26 protein-coding genes are annotated in these 22,857 nt (G+C 38.0%); 9 read left to right on the top strand and 17 right to left on the bottom strand.

The window, feature by feature from the left end; translation table 11 throughout:
* Positions 1-2 precede the first annotated feature (2 nt).
* On the top strand, positions 3-740 hold the full coding sequence (locus I6852_RS04525) for a hypothetical protein (protein ID WP_197291275.1): 738 nt from the start codon (positions 3-5) through the stop codon (positions 738-740).
* An 83-nt stretch (positions 741-823) separates the two neighbouring features.
* On the opposite strand, the gene flhB is transcribed toward I6852_RS04525, so the two are convergent.
* Positions 824-1,900 (bottom strand): flagellar biosynthesis protein FlhB, encoded by a 1,077-nt coding sequence (flhB, locus tag I6852_RS04530; RefSeq protein ID WP_197291274.1) that lies wholly within the window; start codon positions 1,898-1,900, stop codon positions 824-826.
* On the bottom strand, positions 1,893-2,498 hold the full coding sequence (gene mobA / locus I6852_RS04535; protein WP_197291357.1) for a molybdenum cofactor guanylyltransferase MobA: 606 nt from the start codon (positions 2,496-2,498) through the stop codon (positions 1,893-1,895). Before mobA ends, flhB begins: the two co-directional genes overlap by 8 nt.
* An 85-nt stretch (positions 2,499-2,583) precedes the next feature.
* On the opposite strand from mobA, the gene moaA reads away from it, so the two are divergent.
* From moaA to I6852_RS04565, 6 genes are all read left to right on the top strand, one after another.
* A complete protein-coding gene (gene moaA, locus I6852_RS04540; protein ID WP_197291273.1) occupies positions 2,584-3,549 on the top strand; it encodes a GTP 3',8-cyclase MoaA in 966 nt (321 codons plus the stop codon).
* A gap of 362 nt (positions 3,550-3,911) precedes the next feature.
* Positions 3,912-4,643: a hypothetical protein gene (locus I6852_RS04545; RefSeq protein ID WP_231626124.1), complete on the top strand. Its 732-nt coding sequence runs from the start codon at positions 3,912-3,914 to the stop codon at positions 4,641-4,643.
* Between the two features lie 57 nt (positions 4,644-4,700).
* Positions 4,701-4,967 carry a hypothetical protein gene (locus tag I6852_RS04550; protein ID WP_197291356.1) on the top strand — a complete coding sequence of 89 codons (267 nt, stop codon included), beginning with the start codon at positions 4,701-4,703 and terminating at the stop codon, positions 4,965-4,967.
* A gap of 9 nt (positions 4,968-4,976) precedes the next feature.
* The gene (locus I6852_RS04555) at positions 4,977-5,975 is read left to right on the top strand and encodes a sortase (RefSeq protein WP_197291272.1); all 999 of its coding nucleotides are present in this window, start codon (positions 4,977-4,979) and stop codon (positions 5,973-5,975) included.
* Entirely contained in the window at positions 5,944-6,264 is a 321-nt protein-coding gene (locus tag I6852_RS04560; protein ID WP_197291271.1) for a YkgJ family cysteine cluster protein, read from the top strand. The genes I6852_RS04555 and I6852_RS04560 overlap by 32 nt, the downstream gene beginning before the upstream one ends.
* A gap of 451 nt (positions 6,265-6,715) precedes the next feature.
* Positions 6,716-7,315: an NYN domain-containing protein gene (locus I6852_RS04565; RefSeq protein WP_108253453.1), complete on the top strand. Its 600-nt coding sequence runs from the start codon at positions 6,716-6,718 to the stop codon at positions 7,313-7,315.
* 219 nt (positions 7,316-7,534) lie between these two features.
* Here I6852_RS04565 and ftsY read toward each other — a convergent pair whose 3' ends face one another.
* Both ftsY and I6852_RS04575 read right to left on the bottom strand, forming a co-directional pair.
* Positions 7,535-8,428 (bottom strand): signal recognition particle-docking protein FtsY, encoded by an 894-nt coding sequence (gene ftsY / locus I6852_RS04570; RefSeq protein ID WP_000481609.1) that lies wholly within the window; start codon positions 8,426-8,428, stop codon positions 7,535-7,537.
* Between the two features lie 6 nt (positions 8,429-8,434).
* Entirely contained in the window at positions 8,435-8,992 is a 558-nt protein-coding gene (locus tag I6852_RS04575) for a hypothetical protein (RefSeq protein WP_197291270.1), read from the bottom strand.
* Between the two features lie 97 nt (positions 8,993-9,089).
* Here I6852_RS04575 and I6852_RS04580 point away from each other — a divergent pair, with 97 nt between their 5' ends.
* Both I6852_RS04580 and rny read left to right on the top strand, forming a co-directional pair.
* Complete coding sequence (locus I6852_RS04580; protein WP_197291355.1) at positions 9,090-9,764, top strand: 5-formyltetrahydrofolate cyclo-ligase; 675 nt, start codon at positions 9,090-9,092, stop codon at positions 9,762-9,764.
* The gene (gene rny, locus I6852_RS04585) at positions 9,742-11,253 is read left to right on the top strand and encodes a ribonuclease Y (protein ID WP_231626130.1); all 1,512 of its coding nucleotides are present in this window, start codon (positions 9,742-9,744) and stop codon (positions 11,251-11,253) included. The genes I6852_RS04580 and rny overlap by 23 nt, the downstream gene beginning before the upstream one ends.
* Here the strand turns inward: rny and I6852_RS04590 are convergent, their stop codons facing one another.
* The 13 genes from I6852_RS04590 to trmB form a co-directional block, all read right to left on the bottom strand.
* The gene (locus I6852_RS04590; RefSeq protein ID WP_331458749.1) at positions 11,254-12,570 is read right to left on the bottom strand and encodes an MATE family efflux transporter; all 1,317 of its coding nucleotides are present in this window, start codon (positions 12,568-12,570) and stop codon (positions 11,254-11,256) included.
* Positions 12,570-13,883 carry a Na+/H+ antiporter family protein gene (locus I6852_RS04595; protein ID WP_197291268.1) on the bottom strand — a complete coding sequence of 438 codons (1,314 nt, stop codon included), beginning with the start codon at positions 13,881-13,883 and terminating at the stop codon, positions 12,570-12,572. The genes I6852_RS04590 and I6852_RS04595 overlap by 1 nt, the downstream gene beginning before the upstream one ends.
* A gap of 126 nt (positions 13,884-14,009) precedes the next feature.
* Positions 14,010-14,888: a carbon-nitrogen hydrolase gene (locus I6852_RS04600; RefSeq protein ID WP_120865354.1), complete on the bottom strand. Its 879-nt coding sequence runs from the start codon at positions 14,886-14,888 to the stop codon at positions 14,010-14,012.
* Positions 14,889-14,891: 3 nt separating this feature from the next.
* Entirely contained in the window at positions 14,892-15,038 is a 147-nt protein-coding gene (locus I6852_RS04605) for a hypothetical protein (RefSeq protein WP_000656207.1), read from the bottom strand.
* Positions 15,004-15,711: a tRNA threonylcarbamoyladenosine dehydratase gene (locus I6852_RS04610; protein ID WP_197291267.1), complete on the bottom strand. Its 708-nt coding sequence runs from the start codon at positions 15,709-15,711 to the stop codon at positions 15,004-15,006. Before I6852_RS04610 ends, I6852_RS04605 begins: the two co-directional genes overlap by 35 nt.
* 52 nt (positions 15,712-15,763) lie before the next feature.
* On the bottom strand, positions 15,764-16,003 hold the full coding sequence (locus I6852_RS04615; RefSeq protein ID WP_197291266.1) for a hypothetical protein: 240 nt from the start codon (positions 16,001-16,003) through the stop codon (positions 15,764-15,766).
* Complete coding sequence (fliS, locus tag I6852_RS04620; protein ID WP_197291265.1) at positions 15,990-16,370, bottom strand: flagellar export chaperone FliS; 381 nt, start codon at positions 16,368-16,370, stop codon at positions 15,990-15,992. Before fliS ends, I6852_RS04615 begins: the two co-directional genes overlap by 14 nt.
* A gap of 87 nt (positions 16,371-16,457) precedes the next feature.
* Entirely contained in the window at positions 16,458-18,515 is a 2,058-nt protein-coding gene (gene fliD, locus I6852_RS04625; protein ID WP_197291264.1) for a flagellar filament capping protein FliD, read from the bottom strand.
* Between the two features lie 39 nt (positions 18,516-18,554).
* Positions 18,555-18,926: a FlaG family protein gene (locus I6852_RS04630; protein ID WP_000245953.1), complete on the bottom strand. Its 372-nt coding sequence runs from the start codon at positions 18,924-18,926 to the stop codon at positions 18,555-18,557.
* Between the two features lie 92 nt (positions 18,927-19,018).
* Complete coding sequence (locus tag I6852_RS04635; RefSeq protein ID WP_197291263.1) at positions 19,019-20,221, bottom strand: murein hydrolase activator EnvC family protein; 1,203 nt, start codon at positions 20,219-20,221, stop codon at positions 19,019-19,021.
* Positions 20,214-21,020 carry an FtsX-like permease family protein gene (locus I6852_RS04640; RefSeq protein WP_025275881.1) on the bottom strand — a complete coding sequence of 269 codons (807 nt, stop codon included), beginning with the start codon at positions 21,018-21,020 and terminating at the stop codon, positions 20,214-20,216. The genes I6852_RS04635 and I6852_RS04640 overlap by 8 nt, the downstream gene beginning before the upstream one ends.
* Positions 21,007-21,678, bottom strand: coding sequence for an ABC transporter ATP-binding protein (locus I6852_RS04645; protein WP_000111070.1), 672 nt, complete (start codon positions 21,676-21,678; stop codon positions 21,007-21,009). The genes I6852_RS04640 and I6852_RS04645 overlap by 14 nt, the downstream gene beginning before the upstream one ends.
* Positions 21,675-22,856: a tRNA (guanosine(46)-N7)-methyltransferase TrmB gene (gene trmB, locus I6852_RS04650; RefSeq protein ID WP_197291262.1), complete on the bottom strand. Its 1,182-nt coding sequence runs from the start codon at positions 22,854-22,856 to the stop codon at positions 21,675-21,677. Before trmB ends, I6852_RS04645 begins: the two co-directional genes overlap by 4 nt.
* Position 22,857: the final 1 nt, after the last annotated feature.

A 22,857-nucleotide genomic window follows, 5' to 3' on the forward strand; every position in this document is an offset into this window, starting at 1 on the left:
AGATGAATTTTTATCAAAAAATATACACGCATAAAGTCGTTTTTTCTTCATTGTTTTTTTTGTTGTTTTTGTTCAATGTGGAAACTTTGTTGTTTTCGCATTTCAGCGATGATTTTTCGCAATTGTTTTTTTTGTTTGAAAACCATGTTTATGATTTCATTGTCAAATTAGATTACTTGGGGCTAATAAGCGTTTCTTTGATTTATCTGCTTGTGCTTATTCTAAAGCCTTTCACTCTCACGCGCCAAAAATGCGCTTGCGTAGGGATATTATGCCTTTCTTTCTACGCTTGGAATTTTCCTGTTAAACATTCTTTAATCGTGCTTTATCTTTTCTACTTTGCACTGTTAGCGACTTTATTGTGGCGTTTTTTAGGGGCTAGCATGAAGCAATCTTTCTTACCCTCTATGAATATTTGCATCGTGTGGATTTTTGCTTCTTCTTTACAGAGTTTTAGATTTTTAAGCGTGTCTGATTGCGTGGATTTTTCCCTTTTTACACTCGCTCTTATTTTATTGATACTGGTTTTAATCTATCACAAACGCCTTTTTGGGTTGTATGAATACGCTAACACGCTTATTTTGATCGTGGGGCTTTGTGTGGTGGTGCTATGCTCTAGCATGTTCATTCAAACTAAAGAATATTACGGCATGCGGTTGGGTTTTTATTTTTTAGGCTTGTTAGGGTGGCTTTTAGAATATGTGCATAACACTTTAAGGCGTTTGGAGCATAAAATTTAAAGCTCAAGTAGGGATTGTTAAAGTTTTTTGAGTGTCTTTGATTGAGTGTCTTTTTGGGGCTTAAAAGCGGTTTTACAAAAATCTTAAAGAGATTTGATGATCTTTTGTTTTTGGCGTTCTTGTTCTAATTTGGCCACTTGAGCGAAGACAATCGCTACCGCTTCAAACAATTCTTCTGGTATGGCAGCGTTTAATTTCACATCCCTATAAAGCTCTCTAGCGAGCGTTTTATTTTCTATAATTTCTATATCATGCTCTCTGGCGATACCCTTAATCCTAATGGCTAAATAGTCCGTGCCTTTAGCCACCACCACAGGCACAGGGTGTTCTTCATCAAATTTGAGAGCGACGGCGTAATGGGTGGGGTTAGTAACCACAACATTAGCTTTAGGGATTTCTTGCATCATTTTATTCGTGGCGTTTTTTACCATCATCTGGCGGATTTTGGCTTTGATTTCTGGGTTTCCTTCTTGCTGTTTGTATTCGTCCTTAACTTCTTGTTTAGTCATTTTTAAAGAGTTAGTGTATTGGCGGCGTTTGATGATTAAATCCACAAAAGCCAAGACAAAAAATAAAAATAAAAGCGAAGAAATGAGTAATAACGCCTTGCTTTTAAACCACAACAACTGGCCTTGCAAATTCAAAAGAGCCGCATGGTTTAATTCCCCTAAAAATAAAGAAAAGATGAAAAACCCTAGGAAAAAAGCTAAAAAAACTTTTAAAGTGATCAAACTCCCATCAAGGAGCTTTTTTAAAGAAAAAAGGTTTTTGACGCCATTGATAGGGTTGATTTTAGAAAATTTAGGCTCAATGACTTTAGGGGCAAAGAGCCAGCCAAATTGCAAGACATTGGATAAAAACGCCACTACCATTAAAATGATTAAAATCGGTAAAAGCAATAAAAAAGTGTCTTTAGCCAGCTGGTTAAACAGCTCTTGAACGCTTTCTTTACTGAAATCTAGGGAAAAATCTTTCAACACATGGCGATACATTTCGCTAAAGCCATCCACCCACCATATAAAAAAAACAAAAATACTCATTAGCCCGGCCAATAACCCTAAAAACCCCACCACTTCCATGCTCTTAGGCACATTGCCTTCTTCTCTGGCCTTTTGGATTTTTTTCGCGCTAGGGAGTTCGGTTTTTTCTTCTTCAGCCATTGGCCCTCTTTTTTAAAATTTGAACGGCTAATTCATAGTCTTTTAGGGTGTTTAGGTTTAAAAACTCTTCTTCTTTATCAAAATGGATAGCGGTTGAAGAGGCGTTTTTGATAAGATCGCTCAAGCGATAATTTTGTGTTTTAAGGGCGTAATTAAGGGCGTTAAGGATACTTTGATGCCACAAAGAAATCAAATAATGTTCTTTTGTGGGGCTTTTAGCATAGACTACGCTAAAGTTTTTAATTTCACAAAGAGCCTTGATGCTCTCAAAGGACACTAAAGGCGTATCTATGGCGATAAAAAAAATATAAGGGGTTTGCAACGTTAAAAAAGCGTTATGAATGCCAAAAAGGGGTGAAAAAAGACCGCTTTCTCTTTCTAAAAGATAGGGAGCGTTTAATTCATACGATTTCTTAGCACTGATAATGACTTGTTTGAAAAGTTTTAAAAGGCGCGAGTATTGGTATTCTAAAAGGCTAGAATACGACTCAAAAGGCATGAGAGCCTTATTGATTTGAATGTTATTGATGGTAAAACGAGAGCTTTTGCCCCCAGCTAATAAAACGCAAGGAATGTTATCAATGATAGGGTTTTTCAAAAGATCTATCCATGTTGATGTTGTTAAGTCATTGTTTATCATGTTACACTAAAAGATTAAATAAAGGGCATAAGGGATAAAGGGAGTGTTAGTAGATAGTTTTAATAGGGTTATTGACTATATTAGGGTTTCTGTAACCAAGCAATGCAATTTTAGGTGTCAGTATTGCATGCCTGCTACGCCATTAAATTTTTTTGATGATGAAGAATTATTGCCTTTGGATAATGTTTTAGAATTTCTTAAAATCGCTATTGATGAGGGCGTTAAAAAAATTAGAATCACGGGTGGGGAGCCGCTATTACGCAAGGGTTTAGACGAGTTTATCGCTAAACTACACGCTTACAATAAAGAAGTGGCGTTAGTTTTAAGCACTAATGGTTTTTTACTCAAAAAAATGGCTAAGGATTTAAAAAATGCCGGGTTATCACGGGTGAATGTTTCATTGGATTCTTTAAAAAGCGATAGGGTTTTAAAAATCTCTCAAAAAAACGCTCTTAAAAACACGCTAGAAGGGATTGAAGAGTCCTTGAAAGTGGGTTTAAAACTCAAATTAAACACGGTTGTGATGAAAGGCGTTAATGATGATGAAATTTTAGATCTTTTAGAATACGCAAAAAATAGGCGCATACAAATCCGCTACATTGAATTTATGGAAAATACGCATGCTAAGGATTTGGTTAAAGGCTTGAAAGAGGAAGAAATTTTAGATTTGATCGCTCAAAAATACAAAATAATGGAGACAGAAAAACCCAAACAAGGGTCTTCTAAAATCTACACGCTAGAAAATGGCTATCAATTTGGCATTATCGCTCCGCATAGCGATGATTTTTGCCAATCTTGCAATCGTATCCGTTTGGCTTCTGATGGCAAGATTTGCCCATGTTTATACTATCAAGACGCCATAGACGCTAAAGAAGCGATCATAAATAAAGATACAAAAATGATGAAAAGGCTTTTAAAACAATCTGTCATCAATAAACCAGAAAAAAACATGTGGAATGATAAAAATAACGACACTTCCACAAGGGCGTTTTACTACACAGGGGGGTAGGGGAAAATATTTATTATTTTAAATCTTTTTATAAAAATAAGGCGGTTTGTTTAGGATTTTTGGTTATAGTGGCTAGGATCAAACAATAAGGAGTGCCTTGTGGAAAAAGTTCTAGCGTTTTTTATCCCTAGCTTTTTTATTTCCGGCTTTTCTGGGGGGGGGGGTTTATAAGCCTACCCTAAACCTTTTAAAATCCCCAAAATCTCTCGCTTTTTTTAAAACTCACCTATTAACACCGCTAAAGAGAGGGTAATTCATGTTAGAAAACATGCAAGATATTCCGTTACAAAGCTCTCATGAAGCAGGGATGCATGCTTTAGAGCTTGAATTCTTGAATTTTTTTGTTTCATTAAAGAGTATCTATGAATGTCAAAAAAAAAGGAAAAGACTACAAAGAAGCGTTCAAGTGCACCATTAAGACTACTTTAAAGAATGGGGTGCATAGTTATGGTATTGCATTTGGGGGCTCGTTGTTAGGGGATATGATACAAAATAACCCTAACAAATTCATCCAAAGCGTTGGTAATAGTTCAGTGCCTACGATGATTGTAGGGGGTAGTGTGGTAAATTGCAAGGTTTTAATTGATTATTTTCGTGGAAAGCGTAGAGAGATTGATAGGGTGGAGTGTTTGGAGAAACTTGGGAGAGAAAACATTACTTTTTTAAGCGGTATAGCTATGGGGAGCATTGGTCAATTAGCGATCCCCATTCCTGTGGTTGGGGTGCTGGTTGGGGGCTTTGTGGGTGCGATTCTGAGTGAAACTTGTTTTAACGCTTTTCTAAAGGCTCGTGAAGAGACTAAATTGGCGCGCCAAAGGCGTATTGAGATTGAAAGAGAATGCCATGAACTCATCAAGCTGTTAGAGGCGTATCAAAATCAATTTAAGGAGGTGTTTGAGCAACATTTTCATGAAACCACCAAGTTTTTCAATCAGAATTTTGATGCGCTTTGGAGAGCAAGTTATATAGGGGATGCAGATCTAGGTATAGGAGTCAATAATAAGATTCAAGAAAAACTAGGCCAAAAGGCGTTATTTGATAATTCCAAAGAGGGTTGGGATTTCATAACTAGCCGTGGAAGAACAGAAATTTAAAGGAGAAGTGTGATAAAGTCATTTGTAGCCACTGTGATAGAGTCATCTATAACCGCTATGATAGAGTCATTGGAAAATGGTGGTTCTTTCAATCAAAGAGATCGTGAGAAATTCATGCAAACCGCTAGAACGCTTGGGATTGAAGATAGCGTTATTGAAGAAATGATTGATATTTATCAAACGCTTCATTTTACCTATCTCCATGAAGATCTGATTGATGCAAGCGATTTGCCAAGAGAACAAAAGAAAACCGTGCACGCTGAGCTTCAAAAAAGCATTAATGAAAATCTAAAATCTTTAGAGAATATCAAAAATAACATTTAAGGAGAAAACATGCCATTACCATTTATTTTAGGGGGGCTATCCCTAGCGGCAGCAGGATATGGGTTTAAAAAAAGTATTGATGCAAGCGACACTGCTGATGAAATTAATATAGTTATCAAAAAAGCCAACGATTTAAAAGAGGAAGCAATTAAAAAGGCTGAACCTGTGGAGTCTGATTGTAAAAATGCTCTTATGAGATTGGGTGAGAAGAAATCCCATGTCCAAAGTTATAGCATGTCAAGTTTTGTGAAAGAGTTCAATCAATTGAAAGGTCGTGAGTTTGTCGTCAAAGTTGCCGACATGCAAGATCTCTCAAATGCACAAAATTTATTTAGCCAACTTAATACCAATGGTATGACTGATGAGAGTATTATAGAGAAAATGCTTATAGGCTATGGTAGCTTAGGTGTTTCTAGTTTTACTACTGGTGCTATTATGGGTGGAGGGCTTGCTGCCATGGCAGTATTTGGAGGGCTTATAGCCGGACCCGCACTCGCTATTTTGGAGGCTGTGAGAGCTGATGGCATGGAAGAAAAGCTAGAAAACGCCAAGGCTTATTGCTCTCAAGTTGAAGCAGCCGTCAAAAAAGTAGATGTGATGATTGATGATCTCAGATCCGTTGAGAAAATGGCAAAGCTTTTCACTAGGCAAATCACAAAGTTTGATGCGCTGTTTTTCTCGCTTTCTCAAGAGGCAATCGCCACGATGAAAAAGCATAACTATGATACCTATCGTTACAATCAAAAAGAAAAAGATCAACTCAGCGTTACCGTTTCAACGCTCTCGACTTTGAGCGCTTTTTTGAAAGTGCCTATCATGGACGAACACCAAAAGCTCAATGAAGCTACACAAAGTAAGCTAGAGTTTATGCAAAGGGAGATGAGTAGCCTAGAAACTAAACATTATGATTCAGTTAAAATCAAATTTGGATTGGCACGCAGATTATTTGAATTTTTTAGATCGCTTTTGGGAAAAAATGGAAGAATCCAAAAAGCAAACAACCCTTAATCGTTTCCCTTGCACCTCTTGTGGGCTTTGCTGTAAAAATATCGCCGGGATTATTGAGCTTACTGAGTTTGATGCTGGCAATGGGGTGTGCAAGTTTTTGGATTTAGAAACAAATCTGTGCAAGATTTATGAATCGCGTCCGTTAATTTGCAGGGTTGATGAAGCACACAAAAAGCTTTATTCCCATATCCCGCTGAAGGAGTTTTATGCCAAAAACGCAGAGATTTGTAACGCTTTACAAGAAGCGAACCATATGGATAAGAGCTTTAGGGTTATTATTACGGAATAGACTAAAAATAGCTCTATTTTCATTAAATATGAACACTCAAAGTCTTATTATTAAAAAAAGGGGTTTTAGTTATTCTATTTTATGATAAAACTCATTCTCTTAAGGGGATAGGGGTATTTTGAAATAATTCCCCCTACAACCCCCAACTAAAAACCCCTAATTCAAGAAGACCGCTTTTTAGAGCTATCACTTGACTAGCATCAAGCTCTTTACTATTGATTGTAAAAAATGCTAATAACTTTTTAAATTTGGTTATTGATACCCTATAAAAACAAACCCTATTTCACCAATGTGTTCTATAGATTATAAGCAATAATTAATTGAAGCATAAAAAATCTATAAGTTTGACTTCTTACAAAAAATTTATTATAATAGACAGCATATTACTCAACTAGGGCATTCTTTCTTTAATCCTGTAACCCTAGTTGTCCACATAAAAAGGATAAAAATTATGAACCATACACAAAAAACAGCAATTTTCGTTGATTTTGAAAATTTGAGAATAGGTGTTTTTGACAAAACATGGAAAAAGAAAAAACTCTTTTTTGATTACAACAATAATCCACAGAAAGTTGTAGATTTTTGTAATTTATGTGTTTTTGACAGTTACCATGATAAAGACTTGTTAAATCTATATAGAATATTCTTTTACACAGCAAAACCACTAGATAGCCATTCTAAAAAGAAAGATATACTGAATTTTTTGTCAACACTAGAATGTTTAAATCATACTGCTTTGAGACTTGGGAAACTTGTTAAGCGTGGTGATGTAGAAGTTCAAAAACAAGTAGATATGCTCCTTGGGATAGACATGCTAGAAATTTCCTTAAAACATTTTGTAGAAAAAGTAGTTTTAATAGGATATGACTCTGATATGTCTCCGGCTTTAAAATTGGCTAGAACAAATGGAATTCAAACAGAAATTATCCTTTTTGAAGATCTCGAACAAAAAATAGAAAGTAGCCTTACTAAACATTGTGATTTTATCAAAAAAGTAAGAATAGAAGATATATATAATAAATTAGGCATTAAAAACGACAATATTAATTAATAGGTGCTCAGAATAAGGTTATAGGAGTTTAAAACTCCTATTTTACTATATTGGTAATAACTTCTATATTATTTTTGCAATGTTTTAATCTTAATTCTTCGAATAAATCTTTCAAAAGGTGCTTTATCATCGCTCTTATAGAAAACATTGAACTCATCATAAAGTTACTTGACCATACTGTTTATGTTATACTCCATGTTCCTGGCATGGTTGTATTTTTTATTGTTCCACAAACACCGCATCAACCAAGTCTTCTATAAAGCGTTCTTCATCAAAAGCGATCAAATCGTCTTCTTTTTCGCCCATTCCTAAATAAAGAATGGGTAATTTCAACTCATACAGCACGCTTAAAATCGCTCCGCCTTTAGAAGTGCCATCAAGCTTAGTCATGATCACGCCGTCTAACGCCAAAGTCTCATGGAAAATTTTGGCTTGCGTTAGCCCAGAACTCCCTTGCGTGCCGTCTAAAATAAGGAATTTATAAAAGGGGGCGTCTTTTAAAACTTTAGAGCAGGTGCGCGCGATTTTAGAAAGCTCGTTTTTAAGGTTGGTCTGGTTGTGTAACCTCCCGGCGGTGTCTATAAAAACTTCATCTATATTTTTAGCGATCGCGCTTTCTATGGTGTTATAAGCTAGAGAGCTTGGATCGCTCCCTTCTTTAGCGCTAATGACTTGAATGTTAAGCTTTTCGCCCCATAGCTGGAGCTGTTTGACCGCGGCCGCTCTAAAGGTATCGCCTGCCCCTAAAAGCGCTTTTTTATGCTGTTTTAAAGAGAGCTTGGCGAGTTTGGCGATCGTTGTGGTTTTGCCCGCCCCATTAACCCCCACGATTAAATGCACTAAGGGTTTTGTGGTGATGGTTTTTAGGCGGGTTTTATCATAATAGCTTTCCCCACGCACGAAACGCAACAAAGCGACTTCTAATTGCTTGGGCGTAACTAAATCGCCTAAATGATTTAACAAGCTCTCTATCAAATCGTATTGAATGTCAAAGCCAATCAAGATTTCTTCTAATTCCTCTTTAGGAACGCTTTGGCGCTTTTTCTCTTTAGCCTCTTCTTTAACCTCTTCACCCTTAATTTTATTGACAATTTTTTTGAAAAAATTAAACATGGTTTTTTAATCCTTTAAATTGGAAATATCAAATTGGAGCATTTCTATTGGCACGATCCCCTGATACATTTTGATCAATTGGTGTTTGTGATATAAGAGCATGTTAAAAGAATGGTTTAAAGAGTCATGCTTTAAAGGATCAAAAAGAGCGGTATCTTTAGGGTTTAAAATCATAAAATCAGCTTGAGAATGCGTATTAAAGTCTTTGATTTCATCGCTTGAATAGGGTTTATTGAGTAAAATAAGCACCCTCAAACGATCTTTAAAAGTTTTTTTTAAGATGTTAAAGCTGGGGGTGTAATCTTTTAAAAAATTATCTAAAGCGCTTAAAACTAATAGGGTAGGGGCGTTAGAATCCGGGCTGATATTTAGAGAATCTAAATCTCCTGTGATGGTGTATTCTTGGTTATTCAAATCCATAGCGGTGTAGGTTTTGGGGCTATCTTGTTGGGTGGTATTGTTTTGAGAATCTTGAGATTTTTGAGAATTTTTACAAGCACTAAAACCTAACAAAACGATCAAAACCAGCGCGATAAAACGCAAAAAATAAGCCTTAATTCTCATTATAAACACATCCTTAAGAATAATAAAATGGTAACTAATAACCTAAAATTATACTATAATGTAGGTCTAAAATTTAAGGATTATAACCATTAAAACGATTTTTAGAGATTTTTGTAAAGAACGCTTGAAAAGGGCTAAACCAACCAAAGATAAAGCGCTCAAGGACAAATTGGCTTGCAAGCTTTTATTTTTGAAACTCAAAGATTATCAAAATATTTTATTGTATAGCCCATTAGGGCATGAGCTTGACATTAGGCCTTTGATTTTGAAGTTAAGACAAAAAAATAAGCGCGTGTGGTTGCCTAAAAGCATCAAAAAAGGCGCTAATTTTTCTAAAGAGGGTTTCACTATCGCGCCCTTTAGGTTGCCCTTAAGGCGTTTGGGGTGGTTTGATGAGCCGAGCTTGTCGCGCTATTATAAGCAGGAATTAGATTGTATTGTCGTGCCGATTTTAGGGATGGATACAAGCTTTAGGCGCGTGGGTTTTGGGCTAGGCATGTATGATAGGAGTTTGCCCCAATTATTCAAAAGGCGGCTAAAACGCCCCTTAATCGTGTTTGTGAGTAGGGAATTAGCTCTAGCTAATGGTGTTCTTACAGACGCCTATGACATTGAAGCGGATCTTTATATGAATGCTCGTATCGTTATGAAGAATAATAAAAGGAAACATTATGAGCAGCGGGTTAATTTACATTTCATTAGAAGTCTTAGTAGCGTGTTTGATTACCGCTCTAATCATGTATTATGTGATGAAAAAGATCTATTATGCTAGAGAGCAAACCATTTTAAAAGGCGCTTCAGCTAAAGCCAAATTAATGGAGTTTCAAGCGAAATCTTTTGTGGAAGCTGAAGAGATACGCATGAAAAGCCGAGAATGCAAATTGCAGAAACAATACGAAAACAAAAATTTGCAACTTCAAACCCATTTTGAAAAAAAAGAAGCGCATTTGAAACATTTAGAAGCGCAGCACAAAGAATTTGTAAGAGATGAAAAACGCTATTTGGAAAAGGAAAAACAAGAGCTTGAAAAAGAACGCCAAATTTTAGAACAAGAGAGGGAAAATTTTAAAAAACAGCGCGCTGTTTGCAAAGAAGCTCAAGCCAAAGCGCTAGATGCGATGCTCAATTACATGGCTTACACCAAAGATGAAATTAAAAACATGATTTTAGAGCAGTTAGAAGAAGAATTAGAAGCCCAAAAAAGCGCGTTAATCAGGCGTTATGAAAAAGAAGCCAAAGAAGAGGGCAAGAAAAAATCGTATGCCATTTTAGCGGAAGCGACAGCCCGTTTTGCGGGTAATTATGCGGCAGAGAATTTAACAACTCGCATTGCTTTGCCTTGCTCAGATTATATCGGTCGTGTGATAGGCAAAGACGGGAAAAATATTGAAGCGTTTAAAAAGGTCAGCGGGGTGGATATAGAATTTAGCGAAGATAGCAGCGAATTGTGCTTGTCCAGTTTCAATATTTATCGGCGTGAAGTAGCGAGCGAGACGCTTAAGATTTTAATAGAAGACGGCCGTATCCAGCCTAACAGGATTGAAGAGATTTATCATAGAGTCGCACGCAACATGGAAAAAGAATTGCTTTCTGAAGGGGAGAGTGTGGTGTTGGAATTAGAGCTTGGAGCTATGGAAGATGAGCTTAAAATTTTAATAGGCAAAATGCGTTATCGTTCTAGTTTCGGGCAAAACGCCTTACAGCATTCTAAAGAAGTCGCCCTTTTAGCCGGCTTGATTGCAGAGCAGCTTGGGGGGGATAAAAAACTCGCTAGAAGAGCGGGTATTTTGCATGATATTGGTAAAGCGCTCACCCAAGAGCTTGGGAGAGACCATGTGAATTTAGGGGTTGAGGTGTGCAAGCGCCATAAAGAAGACCCGGTTGTGATTAATGCGATTTATGCCCACCATGGGCATGAAGAAATCATGAGCGTGGAGTGCGCGAGCGTGTGCGCGGCTGATGCGCTTTCAGCAGGGCGTCCTGGGGCTAGGAGAAAGAGCGATGAAGAATACGCTAAACGCATGCAAGCTTTAGAAGAGATCGCGTTAGAATTTGATGGGGTGGAAAAGGCGTATGCGATGGAGAGTGGGCGAGAATTAAGAGTGATTGTCAAATCCAACCAAGTTAGGGACAATCAAGTGCCAATTATTGCCAGAAAGATCGCTAAAAAGATAGAAGAGAGCACTCAGTATGTGGGCGAAGTGGGCGTGCAAGTGGTGCGAGAAAATCGTTTCAAAACGACCGCTACGCTCAAGCAATGATTAAGCCTTTTTCCCGCACCTTTTCCAAATGCCTTTAGAAAAAACTTTATAGTAGATGAATGAGCGCAAAAAAGTTTCTAATGCGATCACTACAAAAATAAATTCCACCTTAAAATGATAGATTAAAAGCAAGTAAATAGGCATGATCCTTAACCCCCATAAGCTTAGGGTGTTAATGTATAGTGAGACTTTAGAAATGCCAGCCCCTCTAAAAACTCCATCTAGCACAAAATACCCAATTAAGGGGGCTTGAGAGAGGCCCACAGCGATCAAATAAGATCGCGCCACTTCCAAGACTTCTTCATCTTGAGAAAAAAGGCTCGCAAATTCTTTAGCGAATAAGACTAAAACAATCCCTAAAACCCCCATTAAACCCATAGAGATTTTTAAAATCAAATGCGCGTATTCTGTGGCGATCTTTGGCTTGTTCGCCCCTAAATTTTGCCCTGTTAAAACCATCGCTGCGATCATAAACCCAAATCCAGGCATGAACGAAAAGGTTTCAACCCTAATGCCTATTTGCATGCCCGCTAACACCTTATCCCCATAGCTCGCTACAAATTTGGATAAGAGGATTAAAGAAAATAAACTCAATAAGCGCTCAAACCCGGCCGGCCAACCCACTCTAAACATGGTTTTTAAAAAAGAAAAATGAAAGGTTATTTTGAATTTTAAAGGGATTTTTTTGATTTGTATCCAAACGCCAAGCGCGAGTAATTCCCAATAAGAGACAACCACATTCGCTAAAGCAGAGCCTACAATCCCCATTTTTTTAAAACCAAAATCCCCAAAAATCAAGGCTTGATTCAAAAAAATGCATGCGATGACCATGATGATTTTAACAATAAAGGGGGTTAGGGTGTCTGAAAAGCTAGCGAGCGCTGAAACTAAAACATTTTTTAAAAAAACACTCGGTAGTGCGATAACTAAGACTTCTAAATAATCTTGCGTCAATTGGCGCGAAGGATCTTGTAATTGCATCCAATTTAAAAAAGGCTCAATCAAAAAATAAGAAACAAACAGCACGCCTAAACAGATCACAAACGCCCCTATAAAAATACTGGAAAAAGCGTGGTTGATTTGAGTAAAATCCCTAGCCCCCACAAGCCTAGAAAGAATGGCGTTAGTGCCGGTGTATAAAATCGTGTTGATGCCATAAAAAAGCATCAAAAATTGCAAGCCCACCCCTAAAGCCACGATGTGATGGTGCGAAATCTTACCCACAAAAAAAACCGAGAGCGCGACCACCAGCACATCTAAAAAAGCATTGACCCCAGAGGGTAAGGCTAAAGAAAAGATTTTCTTAACTTGATAGATTAGCCTAATAGTAACGCTCCAAGAACTCCAAAAACAATCAAAGGAAGGTTATAGACTAGAAAAGTCGGCACGCATGTGTCATAGATATGATTGTGTTGGTTGTCTGCGTTAAGCCCGCAAGTAGGCCCCATGGTGCTATCGCTAGCTGGTGAGCCTGCATCGCCTAAGGCTGCGGCTATGCCGATGAGTAAAATCGTAGATTCTATGCTGAATCCTAATTTTGTGCATAAAGGGACATAAAACACAGCGATGATAGGGATAGTGCCAAAAGAAGTCCCTATCCCCATAGTGATAAACAGCCCTACAACAAGCATTAAAAAAGCCCCTAAAAACTTCCCTTGGATTATGCTTGTGATCGCATTCACTAAGCCATCTATCGCATGCACTTTTTGCAACACTTCTCCAAACCCGCTAGCCACTAGCATCACAAAAGCGATAAACGCCATCATTTTCACGCTATCGTCCATTAAAGAGTCTGTTTCTTTAAACTTAATACCACGGCCTAGTAAGATAATCGCTAACGCTAAAAAGGCGGCTAAGGGCATCGAATCGGTGGCTAGTTGGATCGCAAACGCCACGATAATCCCTATAAAAGTCAAATAGTCATGGTAGTTTAATTGAAGCGAGGCGTAATTTTCTATATCAAAAGATTTTTCTTGGTAGTGCCTGGGTTTTTTGTATAGCGTTAATACAGCGGCAAGCAGCCCAATAACCATCGCTAACCCCGCTATCCACATCACTCCCGTGATTTGCGCTATGGTGGTGCTAACTCCATTAGCTTTCAATTGCTCTAAAATGGTGGTTTGAAAAATCAAGCCAAACCCTACAGGAAGCACCAAGTAGGGGGCTTGCAAACCAAAGGTTAAAGCGCAAGCGACCGCTCTTCTATCCAATTCTAGCCGGTTCATTAAATGCAAAAGAGGGGGGATTAAAATAGGGATAAAAGCGATATGCACCGGCACTAAATTTTGCGAAAAGCATGCGATGAAAGCGATCAAAAAGCAAAAAGTGGATCGCTTGTAATCCATTAAGCCTATTAATTTACTCAAAGCGACTTTAATGAGATTGCTTTTAGCGATCGCTACCGCTAAAGCCCCTAAAAGGATGTAGCTTAAGGCGATGTTTAAATTGCCTTTCATGCCGTCTATCATCACATTAAAACTCTCTGTGATTCCAAGCCCTCCCATAAGCCCTGCTATGAGAGTCGCGCTAATCATAGAAAGCATGACATTGAGCCTTAAAAGGCTAAGAACGCACATGCAAATGATGGCCACAAAGGCAGGATTGCTCCATATAGAGCTATTTTCTAGCATTTTTGCTCCTTGTTAAAATGAAAATACCGCGCAAAAATGATAGAATTTTTGCACTTGTTTAGCACAAAAAATTACACCTACCATGTTCAATCCTTTCTAACCTTAAATCTTAAATTAATTGACTGATTAAATATAGCGTTTCAACAAATCGTTATAAAAATCAATGCGCCTGTCTCTTAGAAACGGCCACATTCGGCGCACTTCTTCGGTGCGTTCTAAATCAATTTCCGCATACAAAATCTCTTCTTTATCGCTCGCTTTAGCTAAAAATTCGCCCAAAGCCCCCACCACAAAACTAGAGCCAAAAAAAGTGATACCCCCCTTAATCGCGCCGCTAGGATCTAACTCCACGCCCACCCTGTTAGTCGCAATCAAAGGCAAGCCATTAGCGATCGCATGCCCTCTTTGGATCGTCTCCCATGCGTTTTGTTGACGCTTTTTTTCTTCGTTAGAATCTTCTTCTAAAAACCCTATCGCGCTAGGATAGATTAAAATTTCTGCCCCTTTTAAAGCCATGATCCTTGCTGCTTCAGGATACCACTGATCCCAGCACACCATAAGCCCTAATTTGCCAACGCTTGTAGTGATAGGCTCAAAGCCCAAATCCCCCGGCGTGAAATAAAATTTTTCATAAAACCCTGGGTCATCAGGAATGTGCATTTTGCGATACACTCCAGCGATTGATCCATCTTTTTCAAACACAACAGCACTATTGTGATACAACCCTTTAGCGCGCTTTTCAAACAAAGAAGCGACAAGCACCACTTGAAATTTTTGAGCTAAAGCGCTAAAAAAAGCCTTATCTTCTTCAAAATATTCGCCCAAATCAAAAAATTTAGGGTTTTCGCTCTGGCAAAAATAACTATAAGGGTTCAATTCTTGCAACACCACTAAATTGGTCTTAGGGTGTTTTTTTAGCGCTTGTTCAAGCAAGTTGGCTGTATGCTCTATAGTCTTTTTTCTAGAGCCGCAATAAGCATGCTGGAGGACGCTCGCATAAATCATTTTTCACTCTTCTTCATAATCAGAGTTATAGTCTTCATAATCGTCATCATCATAGACATTCTTATAATCATTATACTCTTCATCTTCTTCTTCAAAGCCCTCTAATTCTTCTTCTTCAAAATCTTCCAATTCGTCTTCGTAATCTTTCATTCCACTTCCTTTCATTGTTGATAATGTCTTGCACGACTTCACTCGCTATTTGCAAACCAAAACTCGCCGTAACCGCATTAAAACTCCCAAGCTCTATGCAATGCGGGACTTCAGGGCTAAAAACCACTTTAAAATCCCCTTTAAAACGGCGTTTTTTTAAAAAATCCCTAAATTTACGCCCGAATTTATCGCCATAGCTTTCCCAAACGCTCCCCACTTGGATGTGTTTAGGATTCAAACGCTTCGCGCTCCCCATAGAGCTGATAAACTTCCCGTAAGCGAAATTCTGGCATTTTATCGCCAAGCTTGTTTTAATAGGCAAATCGTCCATGCAATCTAAAATGTAATCATAATCTCTAAAATTAAATGAATTTAAAAACGCTTCATCTATATGCAAATTCAAAGCTTGAATGCCCTTATAGAGATCTTGCAACACCAACACTTTAGATTCTCCTATCCTTTCTGAGCCAATCTGGCGGTTTTGATTGGTAACATCAAACACATCTTTATCAATGATAGTGATTTGCCCTATCCCCACACGATACAAAGAATCTAGTGCAAAGCCCCCAACGCCCCCCACGCCACAGATTAAAACCCTTTGTTGGCGGATTTTTTCAAAATCGTTTTTAAACAACCACCTTATGCGCGTGAATCTATCTATGGGTTCAGACAATCTTTAGCCTTCAATAAAAATAGTGCTTTTATTGTATCGTAGTTTAAAAAATCTAAGACAAAAATTTTTGAATCTTCTTAGCCTTATGCATTTGTGATTGCAGTTCTTCTTTTTCTTTTTCCAATAATTCAATGCTTTGGGCTATCATTTCCTTAAGGCTTAAAAGCGTGTCTAAATCCAAGCTTTTTATTTGCTCTAAAGAAAGGCGCTCTATCAACAAAAAGGCTTGCTTAGAATCTTTTTTAATGAGAGCGATTTTAAAGGAATCTAATAACATGTCAGGCGAGTCCATCTGAATGGATTTCCCTCCATGCTTCTAGTAACCCCCTAGCCACATTCAACACCAAATCAATCTTACTCGCATCATTTTCCACATTGGCCTGCGTTAAAACTTTGATTTGATGGGTGTATAAGCCTGTAAGATACACCGCCACTTCCCCCCCTTTTTCATAATCTAAAATATTCAACAATTCCGTGAAAATATCCGTAACCCTATTAATATAATAAATCTTTTTTTCAATGTCTTCATTTTCAATACAGCGTTTGGCTTGCGAAGAAAATCTTAAAATCCCTTCATAAAGCATTTCAATGAGTTTTGCCGGGGATTCCACACTCACTCGGTTATGCTGGTAGGCTTGATAAGCGTTAGCGTATTGCATAATGTTCCTTTATCCTTTAAAATTGATAACTCTTTTTTTAATTCTTTTTAATTCTTTTTAATTCTTTTTAATTCTTTTTAATTCTTTTTAATTCTTTTTGGCCGCCGCTTGATCAATCATCATTTGCACGGAATTGAATTTTTGATTCGCTTTAGAAATTTGGCTATCATAAGCTGCAAAGCGCTCTGCCATGATGTTGTAACGGGTTTTTAAAAGCTCTTGAGCGTTTTCTTTGTCTTTGGTCAAGCTTTTAGCGTCTCTGTCTAGGGAATCTTCATAAATCTTTAATTTAGCGTTCCCTCCATCTATGAGATTGGCGATGACTTGATTGAATTTAGAAAAAATGCCCTCTTGGTGGATTTCCCTGCCCCCCATATCCTTGCTATCGCTTCCATAGAAAAAATCTTGAGTCGCTTTAGGGTTAGAATTTAGTGCACTACTCAATTTAGCCTCATCTAAACTCATCACGCCCTTATCGTCTAAACTAAGCCCGTATTTCATCAAGCTTTCTACCCCATTATCCGTATGCACGCTATAAGAAAACACGTTATTAAGAGAAGATCGGATCGCGCGAATATCGCCCACGCCGTTAAAAATCCCAGCGATTTTAGTGTCAGCGTCATAACGCGTGTCTTCATCTAGTTTAGGGATAAGCTCATTATAGGCTTTGACAAATTCTTTAAGGCTGTCTATAATGGTTTGATTGTCCCTGCTCACGCTAATAATGGCAGGTTTATTAGGCTCTGTGGTTTGCTCTAAAGTGATATTAACCCCGCTGATCACATCATTGACCTCATTAGTGGGGCGCGTGATGCTCACCCCATTATAAGTGAATTCTGAATCGCTCGCTTTTTGCAAATTTTTAGACATAAAAAGCGTGTTTTGTGAAGCTTCATAAGATTGCATTATGCCAGCGTTCAAACCCAAATCCTTCAAACTGGCCTTGCCTAAAGCGTCCTCGCCCTTAATGGTGAGCATTCCGGTTTTAGAATTGATCACAAGCTTGCCTTCGGCGTTTTTGAATGCATTCAAGCCTTCTTTAGCGTTAATCGCTTGAATGATAGCGTCTGTGTTTTCTTCGCTGGTGTTGCTCTCTTTGGTTAAGGCTTTTAAATCCAGTTTTTGGCCATTCAAGCTAATTACCCCTTCTAATTTACCCTCTTTTATGGTGCGAGAGCTTTTTAATAAATCGCTTTCTTGGGTGGCGGTTTGCAAAAACCCAAGCTCTTTAGCCTTGCTCCCTTTAATTTCAATGTTTCCCCCACGCCTGTCATTAATGATTAAAGATTCCCCCCCATGAAGAGTGTCTATGGAAATATCCCCATTAGCGATCAAATCTTTAAAATTAGGGTCATTTTCTAAAGCCTGCTCTATCGCTTTTTGGATCGCTGTGTTTTTTTGTTTGATAGAAGCGCTTTCAGGGAGCTCTAGCATGATAGGGACTTCATGCATGTTCCCATCAGCCCCCTTTAAATTCAAACTCAATTCGCTTTTCCCGGCTCCATCAAGTCCCAAAGAAAGGGCGTTCTTGTTAGTGAGCGTGGATTGGAGGTGTGAGCCAAAATAGATGCGGTTGTCTTCGCCGGTGTTTTTGGTATTCACCATTAATTGGTAGGGGTCATTCCCTCCTGTTTTCATCACAATGCCCATCACTTCGCCATTGGTAGCGTCCGTGATGCTTTGAGCCACATCGCCTAAAGTCATTCCTGCTTTAATACCAACGGCGTAGTCCTTGTTTTGCGTGTAAAATTTGAGCGTGGTATCCACTTGGCTAAAAATATCATCTCTTGAAGAAAATTTCGCCCCTAATTCGTTAATATCGCCTTGCGCTAAATTTTGCACATCCACTTTAATATCCTGGATAGGCACGCCAGCCCCCACGCTCGCGCTCAACGCATCGCCTGTAACATTGCTTTTTCGGCTGATATAAGTGGAATAATCTGAAAGCGTTTTAACCGGGCCTTTTAGAGATGAAAGGAGCGTTTTAATTTCTACAAGGGCTTTTTGCTTTTCAACATTTTGCTCCATTTTCTTGTCTAAGGGGGCGATTAACGCTTTTTCATCAGCATCCTTAAGCTTGTCAATCACATCGTAATTCAAAACCTTACTGCCAAGCCCTAATGAGCTTAATGAACCTATTGCCATGTCTAACCTCTAAACTTTCAAAACTTTTGATTAGCCTTTTTAGCCTCTCTTATCAAAGATAATGCCTATCACATCGCGCATTCTTTGCATAAGCTCCACAGCTTCTTTAGAGGGTATTTCTCTTATCACCTTATCCCCATTAGCGTCTTTGACTGAAACCACTAACCCTTTGATCGTATCGTTATAACTAAAATTAATATCCGTGCCAATGCGTTTCATTTCTTCATTCAGACGCTCGCTCAATAATTCTAGCTTGGGTTTGTATTGATCAGGGTCTATTGTTGTCTTAGATTCATCTATAGTGTTTTCTATAGTGTTTATAGTGTTTGCACGACTGATCTCTTTTGTGGGGGTTGTTTGAACGCTTGTGTGAGATGTGGGAATCCCAATCCCTTGAACTTCATTGACCATAAAAACCTCCAAATTTTTCCATGCCTACAAGTATAATGATTTATTTGTTTGCATAAGCTCTTTAGCCAATATCGGCAATAAAAATGATTTGTTTAATTGCGTGCAATGAGTTCTAAGGGGTTGATGTGCTTTTCTCTCATGGTAACTTCAAAGCCCAAGCGTTGATCAATGCGCCCTAAAACATAGCCTTTTTGGATCCGCATGCCGCTTTTAATGGTGGGGGCGATTTTATCCAGTTGAGAATAAATCGTGCGGATGCCGTTTTTATGCTCAATGATAACGACTTTTTTAAGCATGTTGATTTCTTTAGCGAACACGATTTTCCCGTCCAAAACATTACGCACCAAAGCGTTTGGGGTTTTTGACACTAGCGTGATAGACTCGCTAAAAATTTTTAAATTATAAACCGGATCAATATAGGGGCCAAATTTTTGCACCACTTCATAATCGTTCAAAGGAGCGATCGTTTTTGGCCCGTTATAGCTCGTGGTGTTGATATTTTGATAAGAGCTCGCTACTTGTTTGACTTCTAAGGCTTGAGAAGATTTTTTCAAACTGACTTTTTCTTCATTTTCTCTATTCTGTTTGATGATATTCAAGCGTTTTAAAAGAGCGTTCAAGTTCTGGCGCTCTTTTTCTAAAAGGGTTAGGCGTTGGTTATAGATCGCATAGTCTTTTTGCATGCTTAAAATGAGCTTATTTTGTTCGGTTTGCAAGGATTTTAAGGTTACTTCACGAGTTTTTTGCTCATCTATGACAGATGAGATTTTTTGAATGCTGCTTTTGACTTTTAAAGCTTGCGCGTTGAGATCCTTTTCTTCTTGGCTTAGTTGCGACATTTTATACAGAGTGTTTTGGTGCAAGTTTTCAAACGCTACTTGTAAAATCACATCATTAGAAGAGGCTAAATTCTGCCCCTTTAAGGCTTGTGAGAAAAGAAAATCCTCTAAAAGCGTATCAAACACCCTCTTTTGTAAAAACGATCGTTGTTTTTGCAAATGATCTAAAGACTTGCGGTAGTTAGTTAGGACTTTTTCTTGAGCCAAACTTTCGTTACGATTTTTTTCAAGACTCTTTTTTAAAGCGATCATTTGACGCTCCATCTCAGCTTTTTGAAGCTCTTTAGAGCGGATCGCTTCGCCTAAAGAACTCAAACGGCTGTTCAGTTGGTTTTTTTCTTCATGGGTTTTTTTCAAAAGGGTTTCTTTGTGTTGGATATCTTTAGCAATATCGCTCACTTTTTGCGTGTTAGCCAATAGTAAGGTGGCTAATAAAAATATTCCTAATTTATACATGTCTAGTCCTCCAAGCTACAAGTAAAACAGAAACAAATGAGACCACAAGGCTAAAAAGCAGTCCCCATAAAAAATGGTTTAAAACAAACGCGCCTCCTATAATACCCAAAGTATCCATCGTTTTTTCAAAACCTTTTTGCGAAGTGATATAAAGCATGAGCATGGGGGCTAAAAAACTAGCGATTAGAGAATCCATTAAAGCTATTTTATACAAAAACCCGTTTTTAAAAGACACTGAAGCCCCTAATAAATCCATGATCTCTAACCTCTCATGATATTGATAGATCCAGATACGGACTTGCTTGAACATCAATAAAACCGATAAAACAAAGACCACTAACGCAAAGATATAGACCGCTGCTTTAATAAAACTCAAGAGATCATACACTTGCATGTAAGTTTTGGCAAAGACTTCAACTTTTTGAACGCCAGGGATTTTGAGCAATTTTTCTTTAATGTTTTCTAAACGCTCTTGAGTGGGGAATGTGGAAAGTTGTAAAGAATAAAAAAAGGGTAAATTTTTTTTTAATTCCTTAAGCCCGTCTGTGCCTAAGGTTTTTTGAAGAGGCTCTAAAGAATAATTAGGATCAATTTCTTTTAACGCTATGATTTCGTTAAAATTTTGACGCAACAATTCCAAGCTTAATTTTTGCGTGCTGGCCAACACGACTGAATAATCTTCAATCAATTTTTTTTCTTTCTGTTCGATCGCTTGATTGATAAATAACACACACTCCAAGCTAAACAATAACGCTACTAGGGGAATGATAAAGGCTAAATGCTTTTTAAGAGTATTCATAAACTTCCCCATCTTCTATGTAAAATTTTCGGTGATAAGCACTAAAATTTTTAGGGAATTTGTGCGTAACCACCACGATCGTAGCGTTTAATTGCGTGTTCATGCCTCTTAATAGGCTCCAGATTTTATCGCTAGAATAATCGTCTAAATTCCCGGTAGGCTCATCGGCTAAAATGAGTTCAGGGCAGTTCGCCATAGCCCTAGCCATAGCTACTCGCTGTTGTTCGCCCCCACTGAGCTCTTTGGGGTAGCGGTTAGCCTTATGGCGTAAATCAATATGCCCTAAAAGTTTTTCTAGCTGCAAATGGCATTCTTCTTTTTTAACGCCACAAATTACCATCGGTAGTTTGATGTTTTGCTCAATCGTGTAATCTTGGATCAATTTATAATCTTGGAAAACCACGCCAATATTTTTACGCAAATCTAAAATCGTTGATTTTGAAGCGTTATTCATGTTGATATTGCAAACTTCTAATTTACCGCTAAAAAGTTTTAAATCCCCATAAAACGAACGCAAAAGCGTGCTTTTACCGCTCCCGCTAGGCCCTGAAATGAACACAAAGTCTTTTCGTTTGATGCGCAAATTGGCATGCTTAATGACCGGTTCGTTTTGCTGGTATTGTAAGCATAGATTGTTCGCTGCGATGATCACACTCATCCAATTCCCTTTTGGCTTAGGATATTTTGAAGCAAAAGATGCGCTTTGTGGTTGTTTAAGGTTTTTAAGGGGCTTTTATTGAGGTAAAAAATCTGATTTTCTGCCAATAAAACAAACAAACGCACAGGCCAATCAAAATCCCCCATGCTCAATTCCACTAAAAAATCCCCCTTATTCTCATAAATATTACAAACATGCACAAAATACCCCTCTTTAATAATTTTTGGGGTTTTTAAAATCGCTCCAACGCTCTTTTTACTCATTGTTATTGTATCAAAAGAAAAATCAAATGCATGGTTATCAAAAGGGGTTTCATTCGATTCTAAAGAATAAATTCTTAAATCATAAATATCTTTTTTGAGTTTATTCCAACGCGCCTCATACTTGCTGATAACCGGGATTTGAGCGTTTTTTTTGATTTCTATCTCGCATTGAAAGTTTTTTAGGGCTAATTTTAGGCTGTCTTCAAAATAAAGGCTATCATCGGTGCGTAATTCCAAAAACCCTCTAGGCTTTAAAACCCTTAAAGCTTCGTTTAAAAACTTTTCTCTTAGCACACGGCGGTGTTTTTTCTTATTCCATGGCACAGGGAAATGCACAAAAATTTTCTCGCACCTGTGATTTGGCATGCTTTCTAAAACCAAACGGCCATCGCCTTGCAAGATGTGCAGATTTTTTAAATCCAACAATTCAATTTGTTTTAACGCTTGCGCGATAGAGGGGGTGTGAATCTCTATCCCTAAACATGTTATAGTGGGGTTTTTTTTGGCCAATTCTATCAAATGTCTCCCGCTCCCAAAACCAATTTCTATTAAAATAGGGGCTTGATTGTTTTGGATAAAATCTTCAAAAGTTTCTAAATCAAGGGCTTTTTTTTGGCTCGCATGTTTAGAATTTTCTTGCAAATTATGCGAAATGACTTCAAAAGATTGCGAATAAATCCTTAAAGCTTGTTTTAAAATCTCTCGTTTTAAGGGCGTTGCTTTTTCGCTTTTGATCAAAAAATCACCCTCTCGCCGGATTTTTTGCAATAAAAAAATGCGATCCTTGAAACTCGCATACACACAGCTTTTAGTGGGGTGTTTTAAGCTTAAAAATTCCTTATGAAAACAAAAATCCCCCCTTATTATGGGGTATTCTAAAGGCTTGGAGTCTAGCCTGGCTAAAAAATGGGGCATT

Origin of the sequence: Helicobacter pylori (assembly GCF_015904775.1) — a bacterium.
Taxonomy (GTDB): Bacteria; Campylobacterota; Campylobacteria; order Campylobacterales; family Helicobacteraceae; genus Helicobacter; species Helicobacter pylori_DM.